The sequence below is a fragment of the Streptomyces sp. LE64 genome (assembly GCF_052606915.1).
On sequence record NZ_CP199708.1, the window covers coordinates 1,571,250 to 1,596,334 of the forward strand.

Genomic DNA, 25,085 nt, shown 5'->3' on the forward strand with positions numbered 1-25,085 from the left:
GAACGCTCAGATGAGCGGATATCAACCCACTTGATTTCGACGCCCGAAGGAAAATGGGGTGGCACCCGGTGCCACCCTTTGGAGAAGTGCATTCGCTCATCTGAGCAGCCACCCACTCAGGGGTGGCGAGAATCACGTAGGCTCCGGCCGGCGCGTCCCACGATCCGGACGCGCCCGCGCACGCCGGACGCGCCCCTGCGAGCCGGTCAGTCGGCCGGTGCGCTCAGCGTCACGGGCAGCCCGTCCCGGGGCACCGGCAGGGTGCTGAAGTCGAGCGTCCAGGTGTAGTCCCCGGGCACCGACCAGGCACGCGAGCGCAACAGGCAGTGCATGACCGCCTTGGCCTGGAAGCCGGAGAAGTGCCGGCCCATGCAGGTGTGGATGCCCCCGCCGAACGGGAACCAGGAGTACGGGTGGGTGATCTCCGACTGCCGTTCGGGCGCGAAGCGCTCCGGGTCGAAGCGCTCCGGGTCGGGCCAGTGCTCGGGCATGTGGTGGTTGGTGTGGATGGTGAGGCTGACCAGGGACCCGGCCGGGATGTGGTAGCCGAGGACCGCCGTGTCGCGCACCGCCACCCGCGGCAGCAGCGGCACCGGCGCGCAGAGCCGCAGCGACTCCCGCATCACCAGGTCCATCGAGCGCAGCGAGTCCAACTCCGCCGTCGTGGCCGCCCCCGGACCGAGCGCCAGCGACTCCGCGCGGCAGCGCTCCTGCCACGCCGGGTGGCGGGCCAGGTGGTACGCCATGGTCATCAGGGTGATCGTGGAGGTGTCGTGCGCGGCCATCAGCATGAAGATCATGTGGTTGGCGATCTCGGTGTCGCTGAAGCGCTGCCCGTCCTCCGTCTCGGCGGTGCACAGCGCCGCGAACAGGTCGTCGCCCCCGTTCGCCCGCTTCTGCGGGATGTGCCGGATGAAGAAGTCCACCAATTGACGGCGGGCCTTCAGGCCCCGGCTCCAGCGCAGCCCGGGCACCGGCACCCGGACCACGGCGAGCCCGGCCCGCACCGCCTCCGTGAAGGCCCGCTCCACCCGGCGGATCTCCCCGCTGCCCAACTCCAGCCCCACGAACGCGCTGATCGCCATGTCCGTGGCCAGCCGGCGGAACAACGGCAGCAGGGTGTGCCGGCCCGGCTGCCAGGAGCCGATGCCGCGCTCCGCGATGTCGTGGACCCGGTCGAGGTAGGCGACCATCCGCTCCCGGGTGAACGCCTGTTGCATCAGCCGGCGGTGGGCCAGGTGCTCCTCGAAGTCCAACAGCATCAGCCCCCGGTCGAAGAACGGACCGATGAAGAAGTCCCAGGCGGGGCCGGAGGCGAACGCCCGGTCCTGGTTGGTCAGCACGACCTCGGCGGCCTCCGGCCCCTGGACGGTCACCAGGGGGCGGCCCAGGAAGTTGCCCCAGGAGACCGGGCCGTAGCGCTCCATCCGGTCCCGGTGGAGCCGGACCGGGTCGCGCATCATGGCCAGCGCGTACCCCACGTACGGCGGACCCGGATCTCCCTGCACCCCCGAAAGTCCGCTGCCTTCCGGCGCGGGGGCGAGAAGTCGCGGTTCACTACGAGTCATCGGAAATCCTTCCGTTCACACGGCGGGCCCCCGGTCCCGCCCGAAGATGCGCACCTGCCCGGTGTCTCGACACCGGGGCGCCGACAGCGCCCGGGTGCTCCCCCGGACTCTCTGGAGCCCAACGCCCCGACCCCCGCCCGGGTCACGCCCGCAATCAGGTCCACCGGACAGGTGAACGGCCCGCTCCGCCGCGGAGCCCGGGAGCCCCGACACGGCGCACCGTCGTGCTCCCGGACGACGCGCATGGGGACCCGACCGCCGGCGTGCGCACCGGGTGGGTGTGACGCGCGCCGTAACCGTCACGCCGGGCCGGGGCACCCTGTTAAATGGTCGCCACCCCGGCCCCGCCCGGCAGGCGCACCACCGGGGCGCCCCGGCGCCCTGCCTCCGCCTGCCCGCGCACCCGCCGGACCACGGGACGAAGGAGTCACCGATGTTGACCGATCCGCGCCATGTCCTGGTGCACGGCGGGACGTTCGTCTCCGTGGGGGTCGGCGGTGAGATCACCGGGACGCACTCCGGTCACGCCCCGGACGGGCTGTTCGTCCGGGACGCCCGGCACCTGAGCCGCTGGCAACTCACCGTGGACGGTGCGGTGCCGTGGGTGCTCGTGCCGGTGGAACCCGGAGACACCGCCCGCTGCGTGCTGGTGCCGCGGGTCGGCCTCGAAGAGCCGCCCTCCTGCACCGTGGTGCGCGAACAGGCCGTCGCGGAGCACGGGTTGGTGGAGTCGCTGCGGGTGGTGGGCAACCGGGCGGTACCCACCGCGGTGCGCCTGGCCCTGACCGTCGACGCCGACTTCGCCGACCCGTTCGAACTCCGCCACGACCACCGCACCTACTGCAAGACCGGTGCCGTGCGAGCCCGCCGGGCCACCGGGGACGGGGTGGTCTTCGACTACCACCGCGGGGAGTGGGCCTCCCGCACCGAAGTCGTGTGCACGCCCGCCCCGGACGCCGTCGAGGAGACCGGCACCGGGGCCCGCCGGCTGGTGTGGGCGCTGGAACTGCCCCCGGAGGGCACCGTCGAACTGCTGCTCAGGGTCACCGCCCATCCGCACGGGGCCCCGCATCCCGCCCGGGTACCCGGGTCCCCCGGCGAGGCGATCCGCGAACTCCGTTCCTTGCAAGACGAGTTGACCCCGCGCACCCGACTCGACCCGCGTCCCGAATGGCCGGGCCTGGTGGACGTCTGCGCCCAGGGCCTCGCCGATCTGGCCGTGCTCCGGGTGCCGGCCACCGGCCCGGACGGCGAGGACGTACGGGTACCGGCCGCGGGGGTCCCGTGGTTCTCCGCGATGCTCGCCCGGGACGCCCTGCTGACCTCGTTGTTCAGCGTGGAGCACCTGCCGGCGCTGGCCGCCGCCACCCTCGCCGCGCTCGCCGCGACCCAGGCCGACGCCGAGGCCCCCGAGCCGGGGAAGATCGTGCACGAGGTGAGGCACGGGGAGTTGGCCCACTTCGGGCAGGTGCCGTACGGCCGTTGCTACGGCTCCGTGGACGCCACCCCGCTGTTCCTGGTGCTGCTCGGCGCCTACACCGCGACCACCGGGGACCGCACGCTCGCCCGACGCCTGGAGCCCCACGCCCGGGCCGCCGTCGACTGGCTGCTCGACCACGGCGGGCTCGCCGAACACGGCTACCTGGTCCACCGCGCGGACGGGTCCGGGCCCGCCGGCCGGGGCTGGAAGGACTCCCCCGGCGCGATCTGCCGCGCGGACGGCACCCCCGCGACGGGCCCGGTACGGGCCGCGGGCGCCCAGGGCTACGCGTACGACGCGCTGCGCAGGGCCGCCTTCCTGGCCCGCACCGCCTGGGCCGACCCGGCGTACGCGGCCCGGCTGAACCGGACGGCGACCGCGCTGCGGACCCGGTTCCCCGGGGACTTCTGGATGGCCGAGCACGACTTCCCCGCCCTCGCCCTGGACGAGCACGGCAAGCCGCTGGACGCCCTCGGCTCGGACGCCGGGCACCTGTTGTGGTCCGGGCTGCTGGACGAGGAGCAGGGCCGGGCGGTGGGGCGGCGGCTGCTGGCCCCGGACTTCTTCTCCGGCTGGGGCGTGCGCACCCTCGCCGCCGGGCAGGGCGCCTACCACCCGCTCTCCTCGCACCGGGGCGCGGTGTGGCCGCACGACAACGCGGTGATCGCCCTGGGGCTGGCCCGCTACGGGCTGCACGAGGAGGCGCACACGGTGGCGCGCGGGGTGCTGGCCGCCGCCCGGGCGGGCGGCAACCGGGTGCCCGAGGTCCTGTCGGGCCATCCCCGCGACACCCATCCGGTGCCGGTGCCCCACCCGCACTCCGGGGTGCGCCAGTCGCGCTCCGCGGCGACGCCGCTGGCCCTGCTCACCGCGGTGGGCGACCGCGCAGGCTGAGGCCGGTGCGGGCCGTCAGCCGCCGGAGGTGTCGAGTTCCGCGTCCTCGCCGACGCCGGCGCAGTCGTACGGGTCCTTCAGCCAGCCCTCCGGCAGCACCACCCGGTTGTTGCCGGAGGTGCGCCCGCGGGGGCCGTCCGCGCCCGCGGGCCAGGACTGGTCGAGGTCCAGTTCGGCCAGTCCCTCCGCCAGTTCCGCGAGCGAGGAGGTGACGGCGAGCCGCTTGCGCATCTCGGAGCCGACCGCGAAGCCCTTCAGGTACCAGGCGACGTGCTTGCGGAAGTCGATGACGCCCCGCGCCTCGTCGCCCAGCCACTCCCCCAGCAGGGTCGCGTGCCGCACCATGACCCGCGCCACTTCGGCCAGCGGGGGCGCGGCCGGGCCGCCGGTGCCCTCGAAGGCGGCGACGAGGTCGGCGAAGAGCCAGGGCCGTCCCAGACAGCCGCGGCCCACCACCACGCCGTCGCAGCCCGTCTCGCGGACCATCCGCAGCGCGTCCTCGGCGCACCAGATGTCGCCGTTGCCGAGGACGGGGACCTCCGGCACGTGCTCCTTGAGCCGGGCGATCGCGTCCCAGTCGGCGGTGCCCCCGTAGTGCTGGGCGGCGGTCCGCCCGTGCAGGGCGATCGCGGTGACCCCCTCCTCGACGGCGATCCGGCCGGCGTCCAGGTAGGTGAGGTGGTCCTCGTCGATGCCCTTGCGCATCTTCATGGTCACCGGGAGGTCCCCGGCCCCGGTCACCGCCTCGCGCAGGATCGACCGCAACAGGTTCCGCTTGTACGGGAGCGCGGAGCCGCCGCCCTTGCGGGTGACCTTGGGGACGGGGCAGCCGAAGTTCAGGTCGATGTGGTCGGCGAGGCCCTCCTCGGCGATCATCCGCACCGCCTTGCCCACGGTCGCCGGGTCCACTCCGTACAGCTGGAGCGAGCGCGGGGTCTCGCTGGCGTCGAACCGGATGAGCTGCATGGTCTTCTCGTTGCGCTCGACCAGGGCCCGGGTGGTGATCATCTCGCTGACGAACAGCCCCTTGCCCCCGCTGAACTCCCGGCACAGCGTGCGGAAGGGCGCGTTGGTGATGCCCGCCATGGGGGCGAGCACCACCGGCGGGTGCACGGGGTGCGGGCCGATGGCGAGGGCGGGCGCCGGGGCGGTGGCGGGGGTCTCGGGGGATGTCATCGCGGTGTCGACCATCGAGGGGTGCGGGGACGGGGGCACTCCCATTGTCGCGCACCGCGGGAGCGTCCCGTCCCCGGGCGCCCCGCCGGGGCCGGTGGCCCCGCTGTGCCATCATGCGCGGGACGGCCCCCGGGTCGGTGACCCGCTGTGCCCGAACGTCGCTCCTGCGTCATCTGCGGGTACCGCGGCGGGGGCGGGCCCGCGGCCGTCCGACGCGCGGCGGTCGCGAGCCGAGACGGCCGGCGGAGACGATCACCGGGCCGGTTGCCTCCTTCCCGTCTCGTACGACGGGGTCCGCACCGCCGACGGCGGGTTCGGGACCGCCGTCGGCCGCCTCAGTGGCACGAGCCGGCCAGGAACCGGCGGACCGCCGCGGCCGACTCCTCGGGCCGGCGCAGGTGCACCCAGTGGTCGGCGTCCAGTTCGACCAGTTCGGTGCGGGGGCGCCGGTCCGCCATCGCCCGGGCCTGCGCGGTGGGCAGGACGGTGCTGGCGGTGCCGTGCAGCAGCAGCGCGGGGCACTCGGAGGCCGACCAGACCTCCCCGTGGTCCCCGAGCAACCGGGCGTCCGAGTCGATCATGTCCTCGGGGTGGCAGCCCAGCCGCCAACCCTCGGGGTGCGGGCGCAGTCCCCGCTCGAACAGGGGCGCCAAGGGGCCGCAGGCCGCGAGGAGTTCGCCGCGGGTGGGCGCCGTGTACGGCAGCCCCCGCAGGAAGGACAGCGGCGGCGGCGAGACGACGGGCAGGTGCGCGGGCCCGTCGACGTTCACCAGGGCGCTGACCGCACCGGGTCGTTCGGCGGCCGGGTGGTACCCGTTGACGGCGCCGAGGGAGTGGCCGAGCACGGGCAGGGGGCGTTCCCCGAGTCCCAGGTTGGCGAGCAACCGCCCCAGGTCGTCGAGGTATCCGGCCCGGTCGTAGCGGTGGGCCCGGTCGGAGTCGCCGCTCCCGCGCTGGTCGGGGGCGAACACGCGCCAGCCGTCGCCGGCCAGTCGGCGTGCCAGGGGGACGAAGTCGGCTCCCTCCCCGAGGTGCCCGTGCAGCGCCAACAGGGGCCGGCCCCCGGCGGGCCCGAGGTCGAGGTAGGACAGCCGTCGTCCGTCGGGCAGGGCCAGGCGGGCGCGGAGGAACCGGACGGGCTCGGCTGCGTTCGGCATCCGCCCACCGTACGGGGCCGGCCCGGGCTCAGGCGTGGGCGGCGAGTCCTCCGTCGAGCGTCCACACCGTGGCCGCCACGCCGGAAGTGCGGGCGAGGTAGCGGTCCCGTTCGACCAGGATGTTCAGGTCTCCGCATCCGACTCCGTTGACGGCGTGTTCCACCAGGGTCATCCCGGAACTACCGCCGTCGACCAGGGCATTGAGATGCATCGCGTTCCACTCGACCTCGTTCAGCGCCCAGGGTGCCCGACCGGCCACCACCATGCGCAGCACCTCCGCGAACTTCTCCGCCGAAGTACGGCGGAGGTATCCGTCGGAGAGTTGCGCGATGTGGTTGCCCGTCTCGATGACCGCGGTCACCGGGAGGAGCAGGTCGCAGTCGCGGGCGGCCCGCTTCCTCCGCAGTTGCTCCCTCACCTCGTCACGGTCCTGGCACTTGCCGGGCACTTCCAGCAGGTTGCACAGGATCGACGTGTCGACGAACTCCACCCGGCGGGCCATGCGTCACCCGATCCCGAGCAGTCGGTCGAAGTCACCGTAGTCGCGCTCGGCGCGTTCCCGGGTATGGATGAGCCCCTGGGTGACGGCCTCGCCCAGGGGCCCGGCGGCCATCGCCACCGGGTAGCCGTCGAGTGCGGTGAGCCGGGCGAGTCGGCTCAGGCCCGTCCCGGCTTCCCTCGAACAGACCACGACCCCCTCGTGGTCGCTGTTGTCGAGAGCGGTCAGGAGTGCGGGGCTGTGGGTGGTGATGACCACCTGGGTCCCGTTGGCCGCGCTGGCGTCCCGCACGAGTTGGAGCACCTGGGACGCCTGGGTGGGGTGCAGCCCGTTCTCCAACTCCTCCACCACCAGCATCAGGAACGGCCCTTCCGCGAAGCCCGACGAGGGCGGGGAACCGAGGTCCAGCCCGCCCCCGCCGGTGAGCAGCGCTGTCGTGATGGCGAGGAAGCGGAGCATGCCGTCGCTCATCTCCCGGGCGGGGGTCAGTCCGAGGGCGCCCTCGTCGAGGGCGAGCATGACGTCACCGAGGTCGGACTTGGTGACCATCAGCCGGGCGATGTCGTGGTCGGCCAACTCCCTCAGCCGGTGCACCAGCGAGGCGAACAGTTCGGGGCGGGTGCGTTGGACGTCTCCGACCGCGGCCGAGAGGTTCTCCGCGGTGCGCCGGAGGTTGCTGTCCCGCGCGTGGACGTACTGGCGCATCAGGTGCGGCACCGGGTCGAGGTGGAAGACGCCGACGAGCGCGGACGACATGGCTTCGGCGCACCAGACGCTGTCGCGTTCCCCCTCGGTCTCGCCGGAGACCCTGGCCGGCAGTTGCGAGGTCAACAGCCGCGTGGAGCGGAACGGGCCGCTGGGGTTCCGGCTTCGCTTGCCGTTGTGCCACGACGCCTGGATGTCGCCGTGGTGCGGACTCGCCTCCCCGCTGACCAGGACTTCCCGGCGCCCCCGGGCAGTGGGCCCGGTCAGCTTCTCCTCGACGACCCGCACCTCGGGTTCCACCTGGATCGTCACGTCCAGGTCGACGGGGCCGCGTCCGGTCCGTACGGTGCAGCCCAGCGAGAACCGGTCGGATCCGTGTGGAACGCACCCGGCGAGACCGCCGCGTACCGGACCCGAGGCGCTGCGCCTGCTCTCCAGGGCCTCCGCGATGTCCTCGCCCCGCGCCAGCCGGGAGAGGACCTCCAGGCCGTCGAGGGCGTTGGACATGCCGCTGCTGTTGCGCCCGATCAGCACGGTGAGGGGCGCCAACGGGAACGCCTCGCCGCGGAAGCTCTTGAAGGCGGTGAGGCGGACCTCTTCGATGGCCAGGGCGGTCACACCGGCCAAGTTACCCGGGGCTCCGGGTCCGGGCGGAATCCCCGGTTCTCGTACCGCCGTGCCGCCGGCTCCAGTTCAATGGCACCCGGTCGGGAACGCACGGGCGTGCGGACCCGGCCGCGTGGTGGGGGCGGACACGTGAGGGGACGGACGTCCGTCCCCGGGCGGCACGTGTCAGGAGCGCGGGCCCGGACCCGGTCCGGGGTCGCCCCCGACCACGGCGACCCGTCCGACGAGAGGAACGGTACGCACGACATGACGAAGCACAGCAGGCCGCGGGCCTGGCTCGGTGCCGCCCTGGCCGCCCTGGTGACGGTGGCGTTGCTGCCCGGGACCGCCCGGGCCGACGACGACCCCGAGCGGGACTGCTCGGCCGGTCACGTGGCCCTCACCTTCGACGACGGTCCGACCGCCGCCACCCCCGCGTATCTGAAGGCGCTGCGGGACGCCGACGTCAGGGCCACCTTCTTCGTGACCGGTGCGGCGGCCCGGGAGCGTCCGGAGGGCACCCGGCGGATCGCCGCGGCGGGCCACCACATCGGCAACCACTCGTACACGCACCCGAACCTGGTCGCCCTGGACGCCGCCGCCGCGTTCGCGGAACTGCGCGACACCAGCCGGCTGGTGAGGGAGCAGACGGGCCGGGCGCCGCGGCTCTTCCGTCCGCCGTTCGGCAGCACCGACGCCCGGACCCGGCAGGACGCGGCACGGCTGGGGATGACCGAGGTCATCTGGACGACCGACACCGTCGACTGGAGCGGCATCCCCACCGACGCGGTGGTGGCGAACGCGCTGGCCGTGCGGCCGGGCGGGATCGTCCTGCTCCACGACGGACTGCCGAACACCCTGGCGGCGATCCCGCGGATCGTGGACGGGCTCGCCGCGCGCAAGCTGTGCGCGGGCCGCATCGTGCGCTCGGCGGAGCCGGTGCAGGCGTGGCCGGGTCTGACCTTCCACGCCCGGGCGGCGCGCTGGTGAGGTGATCCGCGGTGACCGTCCGGGCCGGGCTCGGCCGGGCGCAGACGTCACGCCGCCGCCGCACCGCCGCCCTCGATCGTCGAGGACGTCGGCGGCCAGCGCCACCACGTCCGGCTGAGCACCGCCGGCGCACACGAGCCCGGCCCCGGTTCCCGCGCGTGCGGGTCCGGGGCCGGGGGGGTGCGCCGACCGGGCCGGAATGCCCCGGCCCGGTGGAGGCGGGTTCAGCAGCCGATCAGGCGGGCGGCGAGGTAGCCCTCGATCTGGTCGAGGGAGACCCGCTCCTGCTTCATCGAGTCGCGTTCCCGGACGGTGACCGCGTTGTCGTCGAGGGTGTCGAAGTCGACGGTGACGCAGAACGGGGTGCCGATCTCGTCCTGACGGCGGTAACGACGGCCGATGGCGCCGGCGTCGTCGAACTCGATGTTCCAGTGCTGGCGCAGCGCGGTGGCCAGGCCCTTGGCCTTGGGCGACAGCTCCGGGTTGCGGGACAGCGGCAGCACGGCGACCTTGACCGGCGCCAGGCGCGGGTCGAGGCGCAGCACGACGCGCTTCTCCAACTTGCCCTTGGCGTTGGGGGCTTCGTCCTCGACGTAGGCGTCCAGGAGGAAGGCCAGCATGGTGCGGCCGACGCCCGCGGCGGGCTCGATGACGTAGGGGGTCCAGCGCTCGCCGGCCTCCTGGTCGAAGTAGGACAGGTCCTGGCCGGACGCCTTGGAGTGCGCGGACAGGTCGTAGTCGGTGCGGTTGGCGACGCCCTCCAACTCGCCCCACTCGTTGCCGCCGAAGCGGAAGCGGTACTCGATGTCCGCGGTGCGCTTGGAGTAGTGGGAGAGCTTCTCCTGCGCGTGCTCGTACCAGCGCATGTTCTCCTCGCGCAGGCCCAGGCCGGTGTACCAGTTCCAGCGCTGCTCCATCCAGTACTCCTGCCACTGCTCGTCCTCGCCCGGCTTGACGAAGAACTCCATCTCCATCTGCTCGAACTCGCGGGTGCGGAAGATGAAGTTGCCGGGCGTGATCTCGTTGCGGAAGGACTTGCCCATCTGGGCGATGCCGAACGGGGGCTTGCGCCGCGAGGTCTGCTGGACCTGGGAGAAGTTGGTGAAGATGCCCTGCGCGGTCTCGGGGCGCAGGTAGGCGACGGAGCCGCTGTCCTGGGTCGGGCCGAGGTGGGTGGCGAGCAGGCCGGAGAACTGCTTGGGCTCGGTGAACTGGCCCTTGTTGCCGCAGTTGGGGCAGTTGACGTCGGCGAGGCCGTTCTCGGGGAGGCGGCCGTGCTTCGCCTCGTACGCCTCTTCCAGGTGGTCGGCGCGGAAGCGCTTGTGGCAGGAGGTGCACTCGGTGAGCGGGTCGGTGAAGGTGGCGACGTGGCCCGACGCCTCCCAGACCTCGGTGGCGAGGATCACCGAGGAGTCGATGCCGACGACGTCCTCGCGGGACGTGACCATGTAGCGCCACCACTGGCGCTTGATGTTCTCCTTGAGCTCGACGCCCAGCGGCCCGTAGTCCCAGGCGGCGCGCTGGCCCCCGTAGATCTCGCTGCACGGGTAGACGAAGCCACGGCGCTTGCTCAGGCTGACGATGGTGTCGATCTTGTCGGCGGCCACGGTGCTCTCTTCATTACGACGGATGACGACGGGTGACGACGGCGCGAAGCGAATGCTTCCGAGCGAATGCCCAAGGTTACGGCGCAGGCACGGACCGGGCCAACTCCGAACGCCAAAGTCCGCCGGCCGGACCGCGGACGGCGTCCGGGTCCCGTCCCGGGGGGCGGGCGCCCGGAGCGGGCGGAAGTGGATCACGGGTGACGGGCGCCCTCAAGGTCTCGTTCGAGTGATCTGGGCGACAGAGCGGTTTATTGACAATCGTTTCCAGTTTTGTTGAAAATGAGTGTCATGAACGTACGACGCCTGATACCCGGCACCGCCGTCGCGACCACCGCGGTCCTCGGCCTCGCCGCCCTCACCGGCTGCGGAGCCGCCGACGCGTCCGGGGAGGACGGCGGGCCCGGGCTGGATGTCACGGCGTCGTTCTACCCGCTCGGCTACCTGGTCGAGGAGATCGGCGGCGACCGGGTGCGGCTGACCACCCTGACCGAGCCCGGCCAGGAACCGCACGACCTGGAGGTCAGCGCCCGGCAGCGGGCCGCGATGGAGGAGTCCGACCTCGTCCTGTACCTGAAGGGGCTCCAGCCCGCCGTGGACGAGGCGGTCGAGCAGTCCGAGGCCCGCGCCAAGGTCGACGCCACCACCCTCACCGACCTGGAGAAGACCGGCCCGGACGCCCCCGCGGAGGAGCCCGCGCACGGCGAGGAGGGCCACGCCCACCAGGACGGCGACGAGCACGGGGAACACGGCGAGCCGGACGCCCGCGCCGAGGAGCACGGCACCGAGGGCGAGGACGCCCACGAGGACCACGGCCACGCCCACGACCACGAGGGCCCCGACCCCCACGTCTGGCTGGACCCGGTGCGCTACGCCGAGGTCGCCGAAGGGGTCGGCGCGGCCCTGGCGAAGGCCGACCCCGACCACTCCGCCGTCTACCGCGACCGCACCGAGGCCCTGGTGAAGCGGCTGGATTCACTGCACGAGGCGTTCGCCGACGGGCTGCGCAACACCCGCACCAAGGTCTTCGTCACCACGCACTCCGCCTTCGGCTACCTCGCCGACCGCTACGGGCTGACCGAGGAGTCGATCAGCGGCCTCGACCCCGAGACCGAGCCGAGCGGCGCCCGGATCAAGGACCTCCAGAAGGTCGCGAAGGCCGACGACGTGACCACCGTCTTCTACGAGACTCTGGTCTCCGACCGTGCTGCGAAGTCCCTCGCCGCCGACACCGGGCTGCGCACCGACGTCCTCGACCCGGTCGAGGGGATCACCGACCGCTCCCGCGGCGAGGACTACTTCCAGGTCATGGAGGCCAACCTGACCGCCCTGCGGACCGCACTGGGGGCGAAATGACCACCGCACGCGAGCGCGTCGACACCCGAGGGCACGATGACCCGGTCATCGCCCTGCGCGGCGTGACGGCCTCCCTGGGCTCCCGCCCGGTGCTGCGCGGGATCGACCTCTCCGTCCACCGCGGCGAGGTCGTGGCGCTGCTCGGGGCCAACGGCTCCGGCAAGTCCACCGCGGTGCGCACCGTCATCGGCCAGGTCCCGGTCGACGACGGCGCCGTCGAACTGTTCGGCACCCCCCGCCACCGCTTCCGCGACTGGGCGCGCGTCGGCTACGTGCCGCAGCGCACCACCGCGGCCAGCGGCGTCCCGGCCACCGTCACCGAGGTCGTCACCTCCGGACGGTTGGCCCGCACCCGGTTCGGGCTGCTGGGCCGCGCCGACCGGGCCGCGGTGCGCGGAGCGCTGGACCGGGTCGGCCTGACCGACCGGGCCAAGGACCCCGTCGACGCGCTCTCCGGCGGCCAGCACCAGCGGGTGCTGATCGCCCGCGCCCTGGCCGCCGAACCCGAGCTCCTGATCATGGACGAGCCGATGGCCGGCGTCGACCTGGCCAGTCAGGAGGTGCTGGCGACCACCCTGCGCGAGCAGGTCGCGGCGGGCGTCTCGGTGCTGCTGGTGCTGCACGAGCTGGGCCCGCTGGAGCCCCTGATCGACCGGGCGGTCGTGCTGCGGGACGGCTGCGTCCTGCACGACGGACCGCCCCCCAAGGCCGTGGGACAGCACGCGCTCCCCGGCCACGACCACGTACACCCGCACGCGGACGGCCCCGAGCCGCTGCGCACGGGACTGCTGAGCTGAGGACGACGGCCATGGAGATTCTCGACTACGCCTTCATGCAGCGGGCGCTGCTCGCCGCCGTGCTCGTCGGCGTCATCGCCCCGGCCGTGGGCATCTACCTGGTCCAGCGGCGCCAGTCGCTGATGGGCGACGGCATCGGCCACGTCGCGATGACCGGCGTCGGCCTCGGCTTCCTGCTGTCGGCGTCCCCGGTGTGGATGGCGATGGCCGTCTCCGTGCTGGGCGCCGTGATCATGGAACTGATCCGCTGGTACGGCAAGACCCGCGGGGACATCGCCCTCGCCATGCTGTTCTACGGCGGCATGGCCGGCGGCGTCATGTTCATCAACCTCGCGCCCGGCGGCTCCAACGCCAACCTGAACTCCTACCTGTTCGGCTCGCTGTCCACGGTCTCCTCCGAGGACGTGGCGGCGATCTGCCTGCTGGCCGGGTTCGTGGTGCTGGTGACGGTCGGACTGCGGCGGCAACTCTTCGCGGTCAGCCAGGACGAGGAGTTCGCCCGGGTCACCGGGCTGCCGGTGCGGCTGCTGAACCTGTTGACGGCGGTGACGGCCGCGGTCACGGTCACCGTGGCCATGCGGGTCGTCGGACTGCTGCTGGTCAGCGCGCTGATGGTGGTACCGGTGGCCGCGGCCCAGCAGTTGACCCGCTCCTTCGCCGCGACCTTCGCGGTGGCCGTCGCCATCGGGGTCTCGGTGGCCCTCGGCGGCACGGTGACCTCGTACTACCAGGACGTTCCGCCCGGCGCGACGATCGTCCTGCTCACCATCGGCGTCTTCATCGCCCTGACCCTCCTCGCCACCCCGTTGGCCCGGCGCCGCGCCCGGGCCCGGGCCGCCGCGGAGGCGTCCGCCGAGGGCGCCGAGGGCAGCACCCTGGAGTGCGCGGTGCCCACCTCGCGCTGACGCCCGAAGGCCGCCAACAGGGAGGAAACCACCGCGACGCGGAGGAACGGGAGGGAATCGGGGGACACGGCGGACGGCCGATCGTCGCTCCGCACCGGGGGGTCGGCGCCTGGCACAATGGCCGGGCAGGAGACCAGCGAGGAGGCCATCGTGACAGCCCCGGTTCGAGGCAGGTCCACCCGCCAGCGTGCGGCAGTGGCGGCAGCACTCGAAGAGGTGGACGAGTTCCGCAGTGCTCAGGAACTGCACGACATGCTCAAGCACAAGGGCGACTCGGTCGGCCTCACCACGGTCTACCGCACGCTCCAGTCCCTCGCCGACGCCGGCGAGGTCGACGTCCTGCGCACCTCCGAGGGCGAGGCCGTCTACCGCCGGTGCTCCACCGGCGACCACCACCACCACCTGGTCTGCCGCGCCTGCGGCAAGGCCGTCGAGGTGGAGGGGCCCGCGGTGGAGAAGTGGGCCGAGACGATCGCCACCGAACACGGCTTCGTCAACGTGGCCCACACCGTGGAGGTCTTCGGCACCTGCGCCGAGTGTGCGGAGTCGGGCAAGGACTGAGCGGCCCGCCGGGGCCGCCCCGTCCCGGCCGGCACCTCAGCCGGCGCCGCCCGTGAGGAGTTGCTGCTCGTTGGGGATCGCCCCGCCGAAGCGCCGGTCCCGGGAGGCGTACTCCAGGCAGGCCCGCCACAGGTCACGTCGGTCGAAATCCGGCCACAACACGTCCTGGAACACCATCTCGGCGTAACTGCTCTGCCAGATCAGGTAGTTGGACGTGCGCTGCTCGCCGCTGGGCCGCAGGAACAGGTCCACGTCCGGCATGTCCGGGTAGTACAGGTACTTGGCGAAGGTCTTCTCGTTGACCTTCGCCGGGTCCAGCTTGCCGGCGGCCACGTCCCGGGCGATGGCCTGAGCCGCGTCCGCGACCTCGGCCCGCCCGCCGTAGTTGACGCAGAAGTACAGCGTCATGGCGTCGTTGTCCCGGGTCTGCTCCTGGGCGATCTGGAGTTCCTGGACGACCGACTTCCACATCTTCGGCATCCGGCCCACCCAGCGGATGCGGATGCCGAGTTCGTCCATCTCGTCCCGGCGACGGCGGATGACGTCCCGGTTGAAGTTCATCAGGAAGCGGACCTCGTCCGGCGAGCGCTTCCAGTTCTCGGTGGAGAAGGCGTACAGCGAGAGGTTCTTCACCCCCAGCTCCAGACAGCCCTTCAACACGTCGAGGACGACGCCCTCCCCCACCTTGTGGCCCTCGGTGCGCGGCAGTCCGCGGTCCTTGGCCCAGCGGCCGTTGCCGTCCATGACCACCGCCACGTGCTTGGGCACCAGCTCGCCGGGGAGCTTGGGAGGACGGGCACCGGACGGGTGCGGCTCGGGGGTCTTGTACTCGCGCCGGGAACGGCCGAGGAATCCACGTCGTGCCATGCGGGGTCGTCTCTCCTACCTAGGACTTCTCTACGTAACGCAGGGAGCGCAGACCGCGCTCCAGATGCCAGTGCAGATACGCCGACACCAGCCCGCTGCCCTCGCGGGCGTGCCGCGGTTCGCAGGCGTCGGCGGTGGGCCAGTCGCCGGTGAGCAGGGCCCCGAGGAGTTCCAGGGCCTGCGGCGAGGGTACGACGCTGCCGGGCACCCGGCAGTCCCCGCAGACGCTGCCGCCGGCCGCCACCGAGAAGAAGCGGTTCGGGCCGGGCAGTCCGCACCGGGCGCAGTCGCCGAAGCTGGGCGCGTACCCGTTGACGGCGAGCGACCGCAGCAGGAACGCGTCCAGCACCAGGTGCGGCTCGTGCTCCCCCCGCGCCAGGGTCCGCAGCGCCCCGACGAGCAGCAGGTACTGCTGGACGGCCGGCTCCCCCTCGTGGTCGGTGAACCGTTCCGCCGTCTCCAGCATCGCCGTGCCCGCGGTGTAGCGGGCGTAGTCGGCCACGATGCCGCCGCCGTACGGGGCGATCGTCTCGCTCTGGGTGCACAGCGGGAGGCTGCGGCCCACCAGTTCGCTGCCGCGGGCGAAGAACTGCACGTCGACGTGGGAGAACGGTTCGAGTCGGGCACCGAACTTGGACTTGGTGCGGCGCACCCCCCGGGCGACGGCGCGCACCCTGCCGTGGCCGCGGGTCAGAAGGGTGATGATCCGGTCGGCCTCACCGAGCTTCTGGGTCCGCAGCACGACGCCGTCGTCCCGGAACAGACTCATGGCAACCATTCTCCCGCACCACGGGACCCGGTCGGCCCACGACCCGTGGACCGGAAACGAGCACGCGGACGACGGTCCTCCGGGCCTACGATCGGGGCATGATCGCCGAGTTGCAGTGCGTGGTCCTGGACTGTCCCGAACCCATCGAACTGGCCCGCTTCTACGCGGCGCTCCTGGGCGGCGAGATCGACCGCCCCGACGCCGGTTGGAACCTCAGCGCGCAGTGGTCGACCCTGCACACCCCTTCGGGGCAGGTGCTGGCCTTCCAGGGGACCGCCGACCACCGTCCGCCCACCTGGCCGGACCCGGCCCTCCCCCAACAGCTCCACCTCGACCTCACGGTGCCGGACCTGGACCTCGCCCATGACGCGGTCCTCGCGGCCGGCGCCCGTGTCCTGGACGCCGGCGGACCGGGACGGAGCTGGCGGGTGTACGCGGACCCGGCCGGCCACCCGTTCTGTCTGGTCCGGCACTGAGCCCGGGGGCGCTGCGTCCCCCGCTGGCTAGGACGGCGTGGTCCGGGCCTCGGTGAGCAGACGGTTGACGTCCTCGGGGTCGAGGGTCAGGGCACGGCCGACGGTGGCGAGGATGTCGCGCTCGGCGGGGGTGTAGGGGCCGTCCGCAAGGGCGATGCGGGCGCCCTGGAAGAGGAGGCGCTCCCGGCCGGGGACGGCCAGGTGCGGGGCGAGCGGTTCGAGGGCCTCGTGGAGTTCGATGGCGAAGCCGGTGAGGCCGCTGTCCCCGTAGAGGCCGGGCAGGCGACCGGTGTCGACGCTGACGGCCTCGACGAGGGTGACGAGCTGTTCCTCGTCGCACTCCCGGTAGCCGGCCTGTCGCAGGGCGCTGAGCGCCACCTCGACGGTGCACCGGGCGCCGGTGCCGCCGGCCGCGAGGACGGCGAGGGCGATGGTCTGCACGGCGTCGCGGAGCATCGCGGCGAACCGTCCGGTGGTGGGGCGGTCGAGGACGTCGGTGCCGAAGCGCTCCTGGCAGGTCATGCACTCCACGACGGGTCCGGTCGTCCCGCGGGGCAGCAGCGGGATGCCGAGCACGGCGAACCGGCGGTGGCCGGTGCGGCGTTCGTAGTTGCGGTCGCCGCCGCAGCCCGGGCAGAAGAACGTCCCGTCCGCGACGGTCGTCCAGGAGGTGCGGACCCCCAGCAACCGGCTCCAGCGGTCACCGCGGCCGGTGGGTCCCTTGTTCGGCAGCACGCCACACCTCCGCAACGTCATGGCAACCTCGCCGTGCTGGCGTGATGTTAGCCACATCAACCCGCTGCCGTCAGTACCCACGACGTGAAGCTGGCCGTAACCCGACCCGGCTCCGACCGCCCCAGGGGGCGGCCGGAGCCGGGGATGCGCAGGTCGCGGGGTCAGCGGGCGGCGCGGTTCACCGCGGAGACGACCGCCTTCAGGGACGCACGTGTCGTATTCGCGTCGATGCCGACGCCCCACAGCACCTTGCCGTCGATCGCGCACTCGATGTAGGACGCGGCCTGGGCGGACGCGCCCTCGCTCATGGTGTGCTCCTGGTAGTCCAGCAGGCGCACGTCGATGCCGATGGACTGGAGGGCGTCGAAGAACGCGGAGATGGGGCCGTTGCCGGTGCCGCTCAGCACGGTGTCCGCGCCGTCCACGGTGGCCTCGACGGTCAGCGAGTCGGTGCCGTCGGTGTCGGTGGTGGACTGGCCGGTGCGCAGTTGGACGCGGCCCCACGGGTCGTCCGGGTTGGGCAGGTACTCGTCGCGGAAGACGTTCCAGATGTCGGCGGGGGTGACCTCGCCGCCCTCGGCGTCGGTCTTCGCCTGGATGATCTTCGAGAACTCGATCTGCATCCGGCGCGGCAGGTCCAGCTTGTGCTCGTTCTTCAGCACGTAGGCGATGCCGCCCTTGCCGGACTGCGAGTTGACGCGGATCACCGCCTCGTAGGAGCGGCCCACGTCCTTGGGGTCGATGGGCAGGTAGGGGACGGCCCACTCGATGTCGTCGACGGTCTTGCCCTGGGCGGCGGCGCTCGCCTCCATGGCGTCGAAGCCCTTCTTGATGGCGTCCTGGTGGGAGCCGGAGAAGGAGGTGTAGACGAGGTCGCCCACGTACGGGTGGCGCGGGTGGACCTCCATCTGGTTGCAGTACTCGGCGGTGCGGCGGACCTCGTCGATGCGGGAGAAGTCGATCTGCGGGTCGACGCCCTGCGAGAACAGGTTCATGCCCAGGGTGACCAGGTCGACGTTGCCGGTGCGCTCGCCCTGGCCGAACAGACAGCCCTCGACGCGGTCGGCGCCGGCCATCAGGGCCAGCTCGGCGGCGGCCACGGCGGTGCCGCGGTCGTTGTGCGGGTGCACGGACAGGCAGACGAACTCGCGGCGGGACAGGTTGCGGCTCATCCACTCGAAGCGGTCGGCGTGGGTGGCGGGCGTGGAGCGTTCGACGGTGGCGGGCAGGTTGAGGATGATCTCCCGGCCGGCCTCGGGCTGCCAGACGTCCATCACCGCCTCGCAGACCTCCAGCGCGAAGTCCAGCTCGGTGTCGGTGAAGATCTCGGGGCTGTACTGGTAGCCGAAGGTGGTGCGGTCGTCCAGCAGCTTCTCGGCGTACTCCACGACCAGGCGGGTGCCGTCGACGGCGATCTGCTTGATCTGCTCCTTGGAGCCCCGGAAGACGACCCGGCGGAAGACCGGGGCGGTCGCGTTGTACAGGTGGACGGTGGCCCGCCGGGCGCCCACCAGCGACTCCACGGTCCGCTCGATCAGGTCCTCGCGGGCCTGGGTCAGCACGGAGATCGTCACGTCCTCGGGGATCGCGCCCTCGTCCTCGATGATCGACCGGACGAAGTCGTAGTCGGTCTGCCCGGAGGCCGGGAAGCCGACCTCGATCTCCTTGTAGCCCATGGCCACCAGCAGGTCGAACATCTCCCGCTTGCGGGCCGGCGACATGGGGTCGATCAGCGCCTGGTTGCCGTCGCGCAGGTCGGTGGAGAGCCAGCGGGGCGCCTGCGTGATCCGGTTGTCCGGCCAGCTGCGGTCGGCGATGTCGACCTGCTCGTAGGGCCGGTACTTGTGGATCGGCATCGTGGTGGCCCGCTGGAAGTGCGTCGCGTTGGTGATCGGCGTGGTGCGTCCCACGGGTGCACGGCCGGCAGCGGGCTGGGAAGGGCTGGACATGATGCGTAGGGCTCCTCTTGGTCCACGGGGGACGGCCGACGGCTGAGCGCAACACCGAACTCCGCGGGGAGGGGGTCGGCCTACGACTTACAGGCCCTCGCCGCGGCAGCTAAGGAGAAGCAGCCCGAAACGCATGGTTCGTGCAGCGTAGCCGACCCGCCCCGAGGCCGGTGACTCGTCCCAGTATGCGGGACGTGCGAGGAGGGCGGGACGGGTGCACCCCCGGCTCCGCGCCGGCGCCCGCATCCGCTCCCCCGCGCCACACCCGGCCCGTCCCGTGCCCACGACCCCGCCCGTCACTCCCCGCGCCCCTCGGCTTCACTCCTTTTCGCCAAATCTCCGTCACTTGTGGTGACATCGGAGTGACCGACTGCCACATTGCGGTCATGACACCACAGCGAACGGGCCACCAGCCCGTCTTCTGCACCGTCGTCCCCCCGCACGTCCTCGACAAGCTGGCCCAGGCGGACGACGCCGCCCGGGCGGAGCTCGCGCGCCGCACGCTGGAACTCGACGCCGCACAGCGCACCCGCCGGCGGATCACCACCCTGCGGGCCGCGGTCCCCGGCCCGGCGGCCCCCTCCGACCAGCCCGACCGGCGGGTCCACGACGCCCAGCGGCGGGAGGTCCTGCCGGGCCGCAAGGTCCGCGGCGAGACCGACCCGGCGACCCGGGACGCCACCGTCAACCGCGCCCACGCCGGTCTCGGCGCCACCTTCGACCTGTACCTGAAGGTGTACGGCCGGCACTCGATCGACGACGCCGGGCTGCCGCTGATCGCGACCGTCCACTACGGCCGCGAGTACTCCAACGCCTTCTGGAACGGCGAGCAGATGGTGTTCGGCGACGGGGACGGGGACCTCTTCCTCGACTTCACCCTCCCGGTGGACGTCATCGGGCACGAACTGACCCACGGCGTCGTCCAGTACACCGCCAACCTGGAGTACTACGGCCAGTCGGGCGCCCTCAACGAGTCCGTCGCCGACGTGTTCGGCGTGCTGATCAAGCAGTACGGCCTGGGCCAGCGCGCCGCGGACGCGGACTGGCTGATCGGCGCCGGACTGCTCGGCCCGAACGTCCAGGGCGTGGCCCTGCGCTCGATGAAGGCCCCCGGCACCGCGTACGACGACGACGTCCTCGGCAAGGACCCGCAGCCCGCCACCATGGACGACTACGTCCGCACCAACCAGGACAACGGCGGCGTCCACATCAACTCGGGCATCCCGAACCACGCCTTCTACCTGTTCGCCACCGAACTCGGCGGCAACGCCTGGGAGCGCGCCGGCCAGGTCTGGTACGACACCCTCAGCGGCGGCGAACTGGCCCCGGACGCCGACTTCTCGGAGTTCGCCCGGCTGACCCTGTCCGCAGCCAGCGCCCGGTACGGTGAGGGCGACGTGCTGGAGGCCGTGACGAAGGCCTGGTCGTCGGTGGGCGTGCCGACGAACTGACCGGGAGTGGGGACACCGACATGCGCATCGTCGTGCGGCGCACCGGAGGGTTCGCGGGGATCGAGCGCCGGGCGGAGGTGGACACCACCGACCGCCCGGACGCCGAGACCTGGCACGCGCTGGCCGAGCGCGCCCTGGCCGGCGCCCGCACGGCGCCCCCCACCGGGGTGCCGGACGGCTTCCAGTACCGGATCACGGTGGACGGCCGCACGGCGTACTGCGCCGACCCCCGACTCACCAACGCCCAGCGGGAGTTGGTGCGCAAGGTCCTCAAGGAGGGCGCTTAGCGCGATCGAGTCGTGATTGCGCCCCGCTTCCCCCGGTCGCACGGCACACTTGTGCGGGTAGGAGCATCAAGAACCTGCGCTCCAGGGGGACTTCATGACTCGCACACGTTCGTTGCGCGCGTTCGTCGCGCTCGGTGTCGTCGCCACGGCGTTGACCGGCTGTTCGGCGGCCGACACCTCCTCGGACACCCCGGTGACCGAGGACACCGAGGAGCTCTTCGCCCGGTCGGCCGAGGCCGTCATCGAGCGGCGGACGGGGGCCCTGCTGGACCCTCCGGCGCCGGCCGACGGCGGCCGCGGCCCGGTGCGCCTCAGCCCGGCCCTGCTCGCCGAGGAGGAGGTCCTCTTCGGGAAGCTCGCCCGGTCCGGCGAGGAACCCGCACGGAACGCGGAGGACGCCTACGCGGCGGCCCGGTCCACGGTCGCCGTGGACGCGGTCACGGTGACCGGTGACACCGCCACCGCGCGGATGGTCGAGGAGACCGCCCTCACCCACCGGCCGCCCCCGGGCGGCGGCGAGGCGGTGACGACGGAGTTCGTGGCGGAGCACCGGTTCGTCTTCCGCCTCGGGAGGGACCGCTCCTGGACCCTCGTGGCCGCCGAGCCGCTGGGCGGGCCGCCCGTCCCGGACAACCAGCTGCCGCGGGACTGAGCACGCCGGCCGGGTCGGGGACGCGAAGGCGTCCCCGACCCGGCCGGCGGGGGTCAGAAGCCGAGCTTGCGGAGCTGGCGCGGGTCGCGCTGCCAGTCCTTGGCCACCTTCACGTGCAGGTCCAGGAAGACCGGGGTGCCGAGCAGCGCCTCGATCTGCTTGCGGGACTTGATCCCGACCTCCTTGAGCCGCTTGCCCTTGGGGCCGATGACGATGCCCTTCTGGCTGGGCCGCTCGATGTAGACGAAGGCGTGGATGTCGAGCAGCGGGCGGTCGGCGGGACGGTCCTCGCGGGGGAGCATCTCCTCGACGACCACGGCGATCGAGTGCGGCAGCTCGTCCCGCACGCCCTCCAGCGCCGCCTCGCGGATCAGCTCGGCGACCATGACCTGCTCGGGCTCGTCGGTGAGGTCGCCCTCCGGGTACAGGGCGGGGCCCTTCGGCAGCAGCGGGACCAGCAGGTCGGCGAGGAGGTCGACCTGTCGGTCGCCGACCGCGGACACCGGCACGATCTCCGCCCACTCGAAGCCCAGCTCCTTGGCCAGCTGGTCCACGGCGATGAGCTGCTCGGCGAGGGTCTTGGGGTCCACCAGGTCGGTCTTGGTGACGATCGCCACCTTGGGCGTCCGCTTGATCTCCGAGAGTTCCTTGGCGATGAAGCGGTCGCCCGGGCCCAGCTTCTGGTCCGCCGGCAGGCAGAAGCCGATCACGTCCACCTCGGCCCAGGTGGTGCGGACCACGTCGTTCAGGCGCTGGCCGAGGAGCGTCCGGGGCTTGTGCAGGCCCGGGGTGTCCACCAGCACCAGCTGGGCGTCCGGGCGGTGCACGATGCCCCGGACGGTGTGCCGGGTGGTCTGCGGCCGGTTGGAGGTGATCGCCACCTTCTGGCCGACCAGGGCGTTCGTGAGGGTGGACTTGCCCGCGTTGGGCCGCCCCACGAAGCAGGCGAAGCCAGACCGGTGGGTGGCCTCGGCGGGCTCGGATGACGGGGTACGGACGCTCATGGTGCCCATTGTCCCCGATCGGCGGGGCCCCGCCGCACCCAGCCCGCCGCCCGGCGGGCGCGGACGCCGCTCAGGCGGTGACGGTGCGGCGCAGGACGCCGTCCGGGCCGGCCAGGTGCACCGGGGTGCCGGCGCCGGCGAGGTCGCGGACCGCGGCCAGGTCCTCGTCCGGGGCGCCCCCGGCCTCGGTCACCACCGCGGCGGCCTCCAGGGAGGTCGCGCCGGAGGCGACGGCCATCGCCACCGCGGTGCGCAGCGCGCTCAACCCCAGCGAGGGCAGCGCCACCGTCCCCGCCACGTACGTCCGACCGTTCTCGTCCCGCACGGCGGCCCCCTCGGCCACCCCGTTGCGGGCCCGCGCGGAACGCGCCAGGGTCACGATCTTGCGGTCCTCGGCGCCCAGTTCGCTCTCACTCATGCCCCCAGCTTAGGCGGCCCGTCGCCCCGGGCTACGGGCGGTCCAGCCGCAGTCGTTCGGCCCGCGGCAAGCCGGCCACCACCAGGTCGTAGGAGTCCTCGACCAGCTCCCGCACCTGCCGGGCGGGCAGCTCCCCGACGGTCACCGTGTTCCAGTGCCGCTTGTTCATGTGGTAGCCGGGGAGCACCACCCCGGGGTGGTCGGCGCGCAGCCGCACCGCGTCCTCGGGGTCGCACTTCAGGTTCACGGTGAGCGGCCGCCGGTCGGGCCGGATCAGGGCGAACATCCTGCCCCGCACCTTGTAGACGGGGGTGTCGGGACCGAATGGGAACTCCTCGACGGCCGCGTTGAACGACAGGCACAGCGCCCGCAGCCGACCCGGCGTCACCGGGGCCCCTCCCCCTCCGGCTCCACCAGCACCGTGACGATCTTGTTGCGGCGACCGGTGGCCGTCTCCGCGGTCAGCCGCAGCCGCCGACCGTCCGGCAGCGTCACCGCGGCGTGGGCCCCGGCGATGGGCACCCGGCCCAGGGCCTTGGCGAGCAGCCCGCCGACCGTCTCCACGTCCTCGTCGTCGTACGCCTCCAGCCCGTACAACTCGCCGAGGTCGCCGATGTCGAGGCGGGAGGTCACCCGGTGGCGGCCGTCCCCGAGGACCTCCACCGGCGGCAGCTCCCGGTCGTACTCGTCGGTGATCTCCCCGACGATCTCCTCCAGGATGTCCTCGATGGTGACGATCCCCGCCGTCCCCCCGTACTCGTCGATGACGACGGCGACGTGGTTGCGCGCCTGCTGCATCTCGCGCAGCAGGTCGCCCGCGTTCTTGGTGTCGGGGACGAACACCGCCGGCCGCATCGCCGTGGACACCAGCTCCGCCTCGGCGTCCCGGCTGATGTGCGTCTTGCGGACCAGGTCCTTCAGGTAGACGACGCCCACGACGTCGTCCTCGTTCTCCCCGGTGACCGGGATGCGCGAGAACCCGGAGCGCAGCGCCAGTGTGAGTGCCTGGCGGATGGTCTTCCACCGTTCGATGACGACGAGGTCGGTGCGCGGCACCATCACCTCCCGCACCAGGGTGTCGCCCAGTTCGAACACGGAGTGCACCATCCGGCGCTCCTCCGCCTCGATCAGCGACTCCTTCTCGGCGAGGTCGACCAGCGCCCGCAGCTCCGCCTCGGAGGCGAACGGGCCTCGCCGGAAGCCCTTGCCGGGGGTGAGCGCGTTGCCGATGAGGATCAGCAGCGAGGGGATCGGGCCCATCACCCGGGCCAGCGGCACCAGCACGTAGGCGGCCAGGGTCGCCGTGGTCACCGGGTGCTGCCGTCCGATGGTGCGGGGCGAGACGCCGACCGCCACGTACGACACCAGGACCATCACGCCGATCGCGAGGAGCAGCGCCTCCCAGGTCCGGTCGAACTCCTGGAGGCAGGCGTAGGTGACCAGGGCGGCGGCGGCCATCTCGCAGGCCACCCGCACCAGCAGGGCCACGTTCAGGTACCGGGTGGGGTCGGCGGCGACCTGCACCAGCTTCGCCGCGCCGCGCCGGCCGCCGCGCACGGCCTCCTCGGCGCGGAAGCTGGACACCCGGGCGAGGCCCGCCTCGGCGCAGGCGGCGAGCCACGCCACGACGACCAGCAGGACCGCGCCGAGGACGAGGGGGACGCTCATCGGTTCAGGAGACCGTGGGCGCGGGCGACGGGCCGGTGTGGCCCTTCTCCTGGCGCCAGCCGTCGACGATGGCCGCCTGGAGGCCGAACATCTCGGCCTTCTCGTCCGGCTCCTCGTGGTCGTAGCCGAGCAGGTGCAGCACCCCGTGGACGGTGAGGAGTTGCAGCTCCTCGTCCATGGTGTGCCGGGTGGGGGCCTCGCGCCCCTGCCTCTCGGCGACCTCGGGGCAGAGCACGATGTCCCCGAGCAGCCCCTGCGGGGGCTCCTCGTCGTCCTTGGAGGGCGGCCTCAGCTCGTCCATCGGGAAGGACATGACGTCGGTGGGCCCGGGCAGGTCCATCCACTGGACGTGCAGCTGTTCCATGGCGTCGGCGTCGACGACGATCACGGACAGTTCGGACAGGGGGTGGATGCGCATCCGGGCGAGCGCGTAGCGCGCGATGTCGAGGATCGCGTGCTCGTCGACCTCGGTGCCGGATTCGTTGTTGACGTCGATCGCCATGGTGGTGCC

Annotated in this window: 25 protein-coding genes; 10 read left to right on the top strand and 15 right to left on the bottom strand. The window is 72.6% G+C overall.

Translation table 11 applies throughout. The annotated features are described in order from the left end of the window. Positions 1-206: 206 nt before the first annotated feature. Positions 207-1,568, bottom strand: coding sequence for a cytochrome P450 (locus tag ACSMX9_RS07100; protein ID WP_445400883.1), 1,362 nt, complete (start codon positions 1,566-1,568; stop codon positions 207-209). A gap of 436 nt (positions 1,569-2,004) precedes the next feature. Here ACSMX9_RS07100 and ACSMX9_RS07105 point away from each other — a divergent pair, with 436 nt between their 5' ends. After that, a complete protein-coding gene (locus ACSMX9_RS07105; RefSeq protein ID WP_445402921.1) occupies positions 2,005-3,942 on the top strand; it encodes an amylo-alpha-1,6-glucosidase in 1,938 nt (645 codons plus the stop codon). Positions 3,943-3,957: 15 nt separating this feature from the next. Here the strand turns inward: ACSMX9_RS07105 and dusB are convergent, their stop codons facing one another. The 4 genes from dusB to ACSMX9_RS07125 form a co-directional block, all read right to left on the bottom strand. Continuing rightward, complete coding sequence (gene dusB / locus ACSMX9_RS07110) at positions 3,958-5,118, bottom strand: tRNA dihydrouridine synthase DusB (protein ID WP_445400885.1); 1,161 nt, start codon at positions 5,116-5,118, stop codon at positions 3,958-3,960. A gap of 335 nt (positions 5,119-5,453) precedes the next feature. Beyond that, a complete protein-coding gene (locus ACSMX9_RS07115; protein WP_445400887.1) occupies positions 5,454-6,275 on the bottom strand; it encodes an alpha/beta fold hydrolase in 822 nt (273 codons plus the stop codon). A gap of 28 nt (positions 6,276-6,303) precedes the next feature. Continuing rightward, positions 6,304-6,777, bottom strand: a complete 474-nt coding sequence (locus tag ACSMX9_RS07120; RefSeq protein WP_445400889.1) for a hypothetical protein — start codon at positions 6,775-6,777, stop codon at positions 6,304-6,306. 3 nt (positions 6,778-6,780) lie between these two features. Further along, positions 6,781-8,097, bottom strand: a complete 1,317-nt coding sequence (locus ACSMX9_RS07125; protein ID WP_445400891.1) for an AAA family ATPase — start codon at positions 8,095-8,097, stop codon at positions 6,781-6,783. A 255-nt stretch (positions 8,098-8,352) separates the two neighbouring features. On the opposite strand from ACSMX9_RS07125, the gene ACSMX9_RS07130 reads away from it, so the two are divergent. After that, positions 8,353-9,075: a polysaccharide deacetylase family protein gene (locus tag ACSMX9_RS07130; RefSeq protein WP_445400893.1), complete on the top strand. Its 723-nt coding sequence runs from the start codon at positions 8,353-8,355 to the stop codon at positions 9,073-9,075. Positions 9,076-9,299: 224 nt separating this feature from the next. Here ACSMX9_RS07130 and ACSMX9_RS07135 read toward each other — a convergent pair whose 3' ends face one another. Continuing rightward, positions 9,300-10,682, bottom strand: coding sequence for a glycine--tRNA ligase (locus ACSMX9_RS07135; protein WP_366116282.1), 1,383 nt, complete (start codon positions 10,680-10,682; stop codon positions 9,300-9,302). 288 nt (positions 10,683-10,970) lie between these two features. Here ACSMX9_RS07135 and ACSMX9_RS07140 point away from each other — a divergent pair, with 288 nt between their 5' ends. The 4 genes from ACSMX9_RS07140 (at position 10,971) to ACSMX9_RS07155 (ending at position 14,298) form a co-directional block, all read left to right on the top strand. After that, positions 10,971-12,035 (top strand): metal ABC transporter substrate-binding protein, encoded by a 1,065-nt coding sequence (locus ACSMX9_RS07140; protein ID WP_445400895.1) that lies wholly within the window; start codon positions 10,971-10,973, stop codon positions 12,033-12,035. Next, on the top strand, positions 12,032-12,832 hold the full coding sequence (locus ACSMX9_RS07145; RefSeq protein ID WP_445400897.1) for a metal ABC transporter ATP-binding protein: 801 nt from the start codon (positions 12,032-12,034) through the stop codon (positions 12,830-12,832). Before ACSMX9_RS07140 ends, ACSMX9_RS07145 begins: the two co-directional genes overlap by 4 nt. Before the next feature lie 11 nt (positions 12,833-12,843). Next, complete coding sequence (locus ACSMX9_RS07150) at positions 12,844-13,737, top strand: metal ABC transporter permease (protein ID WP_366116279.1); 894 nt, start codon at positions 12,844-12,846, stop codon at positions 13,735-13,737. A gap of 117 nt (positions 13,738-13,854) precedes the next feature. Further along, complete coding sequence (locus ACSMX9_RS07155; RefSeq protein ID WP_445400899.1) at positions 13,855-14,298, top strand: Fur family transcriptional regulator; 444 nt, start codon at positions 13,855-13,857, stop codon at positions 14,296-14,298. Between the two features lie 36 nt (positions 14,299-14,334). Here the strand turns inward: ACSMX9_RS07155 and ACSMX9_RS07160 are convergent, their stop codons facing one another. After that, positions 14,335-15,165, bottom strand: a complete 831-nt coding sequence (locus tag ACSMX9_RS07160) for an isoprenyl transferase (RefSeq protein ID WP_351238622.1) — start codon at positions 15,163-15,165, stop codon at positions 14,335-14,337. Between the two features lie 19 nt (positions 15,166-15,184). Further along, complete coding sequence (gene recO / locus ACSMX9_RS07165; RefSeq protein ID WP_351238624.1) at positions 15,185-15,934, bottom strand: DNA repair protein RecO; 750 nt, start codon at positions 15,932-15,934, stop codon at positions 15,185-15,187. Between the two features lie 98 nt (positions 15,935-16,032). On the opposite strand from recO, the gene ACSMX9_RS07170 reads away from it, so the two are divergent. After that, positions 16,033-16,410 (top strand): VOC family protein, encoded by a 378-nt coding sequence (locus tag ACSMX9_RS07170; protein WP_445400901.1) that lies wholly within the window; start codon positions 16,033-16,035, stop codon positions 16,408-16,410. A 27-nt stretch (positions 16,411-16,437) separates the two neighbouring features. On the opposite strand, the gene ACSMX9_RS07175 is transcribed toward ACSMX9_RS07170, so the two are convergent. Beyond that, complete coding sequence (locus ACSMX9_RS07175; RefSeq protein ID WP_445400903.1) at positions 16,438-17,145, bottom strand: TerB family tellurite resistance protein; 708 nt, start codon at positions 17,143-17,145, stop codon at positions 16,438-16,440. A gap of 161 nt (positions 17,146-17,306) precedes the next feature. Next, positions 17,307-19,094, bottom strand: coding sequence for a 2-isopropylmalate synthase (gene leuA / locus ACSMX9_RS07180; RefSeq protein WP_445400904.1), 1,788 nt, complete (start codon positions 19,092-19,094; stop codon positions 17,307-17,309). Between the two features lie 386 nt (positions 19,095-19,480). Here leuA and ACSMX9_RS07185 point away from each other — a divergent pair, with 386 nt between their 5' ends. From ACSMX9_RS07185 to ACSMX9_RS07195, 3 genes are all read left to right on the top strand, one after another. Beyond that, positions 19,481-20,545: a M4 family metallopeptidase gene (locus ACSMX9_RS07185; RefSeq protein ID WP_445400906.1), complete on the top strand. Its 1,065-nt coding sequence runs from the start codon at positions 19,481-19,483 to the stop codon at positions 20,543-20,545. Between the two features lie 20 nt (positions 20,546-20,565). After that, a complete protein-coding gene (locus tag ACSMX9_RS07190) occupies positions 20,566-20,832 on the top strand; it encodes a protealysin inhibitor emfourin (protein ID WP_445400908.1) in 267 nt (88 codons plus the stop codon). 94 nt (positions 20,833-20,926) lie between these two features. After that, complete coding sequence (locus ACSMX9_RS07195) at positions 20,927-21,484, top strand: hypothetical protein (protein ID WP_445400910.1); 558 nt, start codon at positions 20,927-20,929, stop codon at positions 21,482-21,484. 53 nt (positions 21,485-21,537) lie between these two features. Here the strand turns inward: ACSMX9_RS07195 and era are convergent, their stop codons facing one another. From era to ybeY, 5 genes are all read right to left on the bottom strand, one after another. Next, positions 21,538-22,497 (bottom strand): GTPase Era, encoded by a 960-nt coding sequence (gene era, locus ACSMX9_RS07200; RefSeq protein ID WP_351238638.1) that lies wholly within the window; start codon positions 22,495-22,497, stop codon positions 21,538-21,540. Between the two features lie 61 nt (positions 22,498-22,558). Next, the gene (locus ACSMX9_RS07205; RefSeq protein WP_351238640.1) at positions 22,559-22,906 is read right to left on the bottom strand and encodes a cytidine deaminase; all 348 of its coding nucleotides are present in this window, start codon (positions 22,904-22,906) and stop codon (positions 22,559-22,561) included. Positions 22,907-22,937: 31 nt separating this feature from the next. Further along, positions 22,938-23,294 (bottom strand): MmcQ/YjbR family DNA-binding protein, encoded by a 357-nt coding sequence (locus ACSMX9_RS07210; RefSeq protein WP_445400912.1) that lies wholly within the window; start codon positions 23,292-23,294, stop codon positions 22,938-22,940. Then, positions 23,291-24,574 carry a hemolysin family protein gene (locus ACSMX9_RS07215; protein WP_351238644.1) on the bottom strand — a complete coding sequence of 428 codons (1,284 nt, stop codon included), beginning with the start codon at positions 24,572-24,574 and terminating at the stop codon, positions 23,291-23,293. The genes ACSMX9_RS07210 and ACSMX9_RS07215 overlap by 4 nt, the downstream gene beginning before the upstream one ends. A gap of 4 nt (positions 24,575-24,578) precedes the next feature. After that, complete coding sequence (gene ybeY / locus ACSMX9_RS07220; RefSeq protein WP_351238646.1) at positions 24,579-25,076, bottom strand: rRNA maturation RNase YbeY; 498 nt, start codon at positions 25,074-25,076, stop codon at positions 24,579-24,581. Positions 25,077-25,085 lie beyond the last annotated feature (9 nt).

Coding starts and splice junctions, on each gene's coding strand:
- ACSMX9_RS07100 (WP_445400883.1), bottom strand. CDS start 1,568: ATGACTCGTAGTGAACCGCGACTTCTCGCCCCCGCGCCGGAAGGCAGC.
- dusB (WP_445400885.1), bottom strand. CDS start 5,118: ATGACATCCCCCGAGACCCCCGCCACCGCCCCGGCGCCCGCCCTCGCC.
- ACSMX9_RS07115 (WP_445400887.1), bottom strand. CDS start 6,275: ATGCCGAACGCAGCCGAGCCCGTCCGGTTCCTCCGCGCCCGCCTGGCC.
- ACSMX9_RS07120 (WP_445400889.1), bottom strand. CDS start 6,777: ATGGCCCGCCGGGTGGAGTTCGTCGACACGTCGATCCTGTGCAACCTG.
- ACSMX9_RS07130 (WP_445400893.1), top strand. CDS start 8,353: ATGACGAAGCACAGCAGGCCGCGGGCCTGGCTCGGTGCCGCCCTGGCC.
- ACSMX9_RS07140 (WP_445400895.1), top strand. CDS start 10,971: ATGAACGTACGACGCCTGATACCCGGCACCGCCGTCGCGACCACCGCG.
- ACSMX9_RS07145 (WP_445400897.1), top strand. CDS start 12,032: ATGACCACCGCACGCGAGCGCGTCGACACCCGAGGGCACGATGACCCG.
- ACSMX9_RS07150 (WP_366116279.1), top strand. CDS start 12,844: ATGGAGATTCTCGACTACGCCTTCATGCAGCGGGCGCTGCTCGCCGCC.
- ACSMX9_RS07155 (WP_445400899.1), top strand. CDS start 13,855: ATGGCCGGGCAGGAGACCAGCGAGGAGGCCATCGTGACAGCCCCGGTT.
- ACSMX9_RS07160 (WP_351238622.1), bottom strand. CDS start 15,165: ATGGCACGACGTGGATTCCTCGGCCGTTCCCGGCGCGAGTACAAGACC.
- recO (WP_351238624.1), bottom strand. CDS start 15,934: ATGAGTCTGTTCCGGGACGACGGCGTCGTGCTGCGGACCCAGAAGCTC.
- ACSMX9_RS07170 (WP_445400901.1), top strand. CDS start 16,033: ATGATCGCCGAGTTGCAGTGCGTGGTCCTGGACTGTCCCGAACCCATC.
- leuA (WP_445400904.1), bottom strand. CDS start 19,094: ATGTCCAGCCCTTCCCAGCCCGCTGCCGGCCGTGCACCCGTGGGACGC.
- ACSMX9_RS07185 (WP_445400906.1), top strand. CDS start 19,481: ATGACACCACAGCGAACGGGCCACCAGCCCGTCTTCTGCACCGTCGTC.
- ACSMX9_RS07190 (WP_445400908.1), top strand. CDS start 20,566: ATGCGCATCGTCGTGCGGCGCACCGGAGGGTTCGCGGGGATCGAGCGC.
- ACSMX9_RS07195 (WP_445400910.1), top strand. CDS start 20,927: ATGACTCGCACACGTTCGTTGCGCGCGTTCGTCGCGCTCGGTGTCGTC.
- era (WP_351238638.1), bottom strand. CDS start 22,497: ATGGGCACCATGAGCGTCCGTACCCCGTCATCCGAGCCCGCCGAGGCC.
- ACSMX9_RS07205 (WP_351238640.1), bottom strand. CDS start 22,906: ATGAGTGAGAGCGAACTGGGCGCCGAGGACCGCAAGATCGTGACCCTG.
- ACSMX9_RS07215 (WP_351238644.1), bottom strand. CDS start 24,574: ATGAGCGTCCCCCTCGTCCTCGGCGCGGTCCTGCTGGTCGTCGTGGCG.
- ybeY (WP_351238646.1), bottom strand. CDS start 25,076: ATGGCGATCGACGTCAACAACGAATCCGGCACCGAGGTCGACGAGCAC.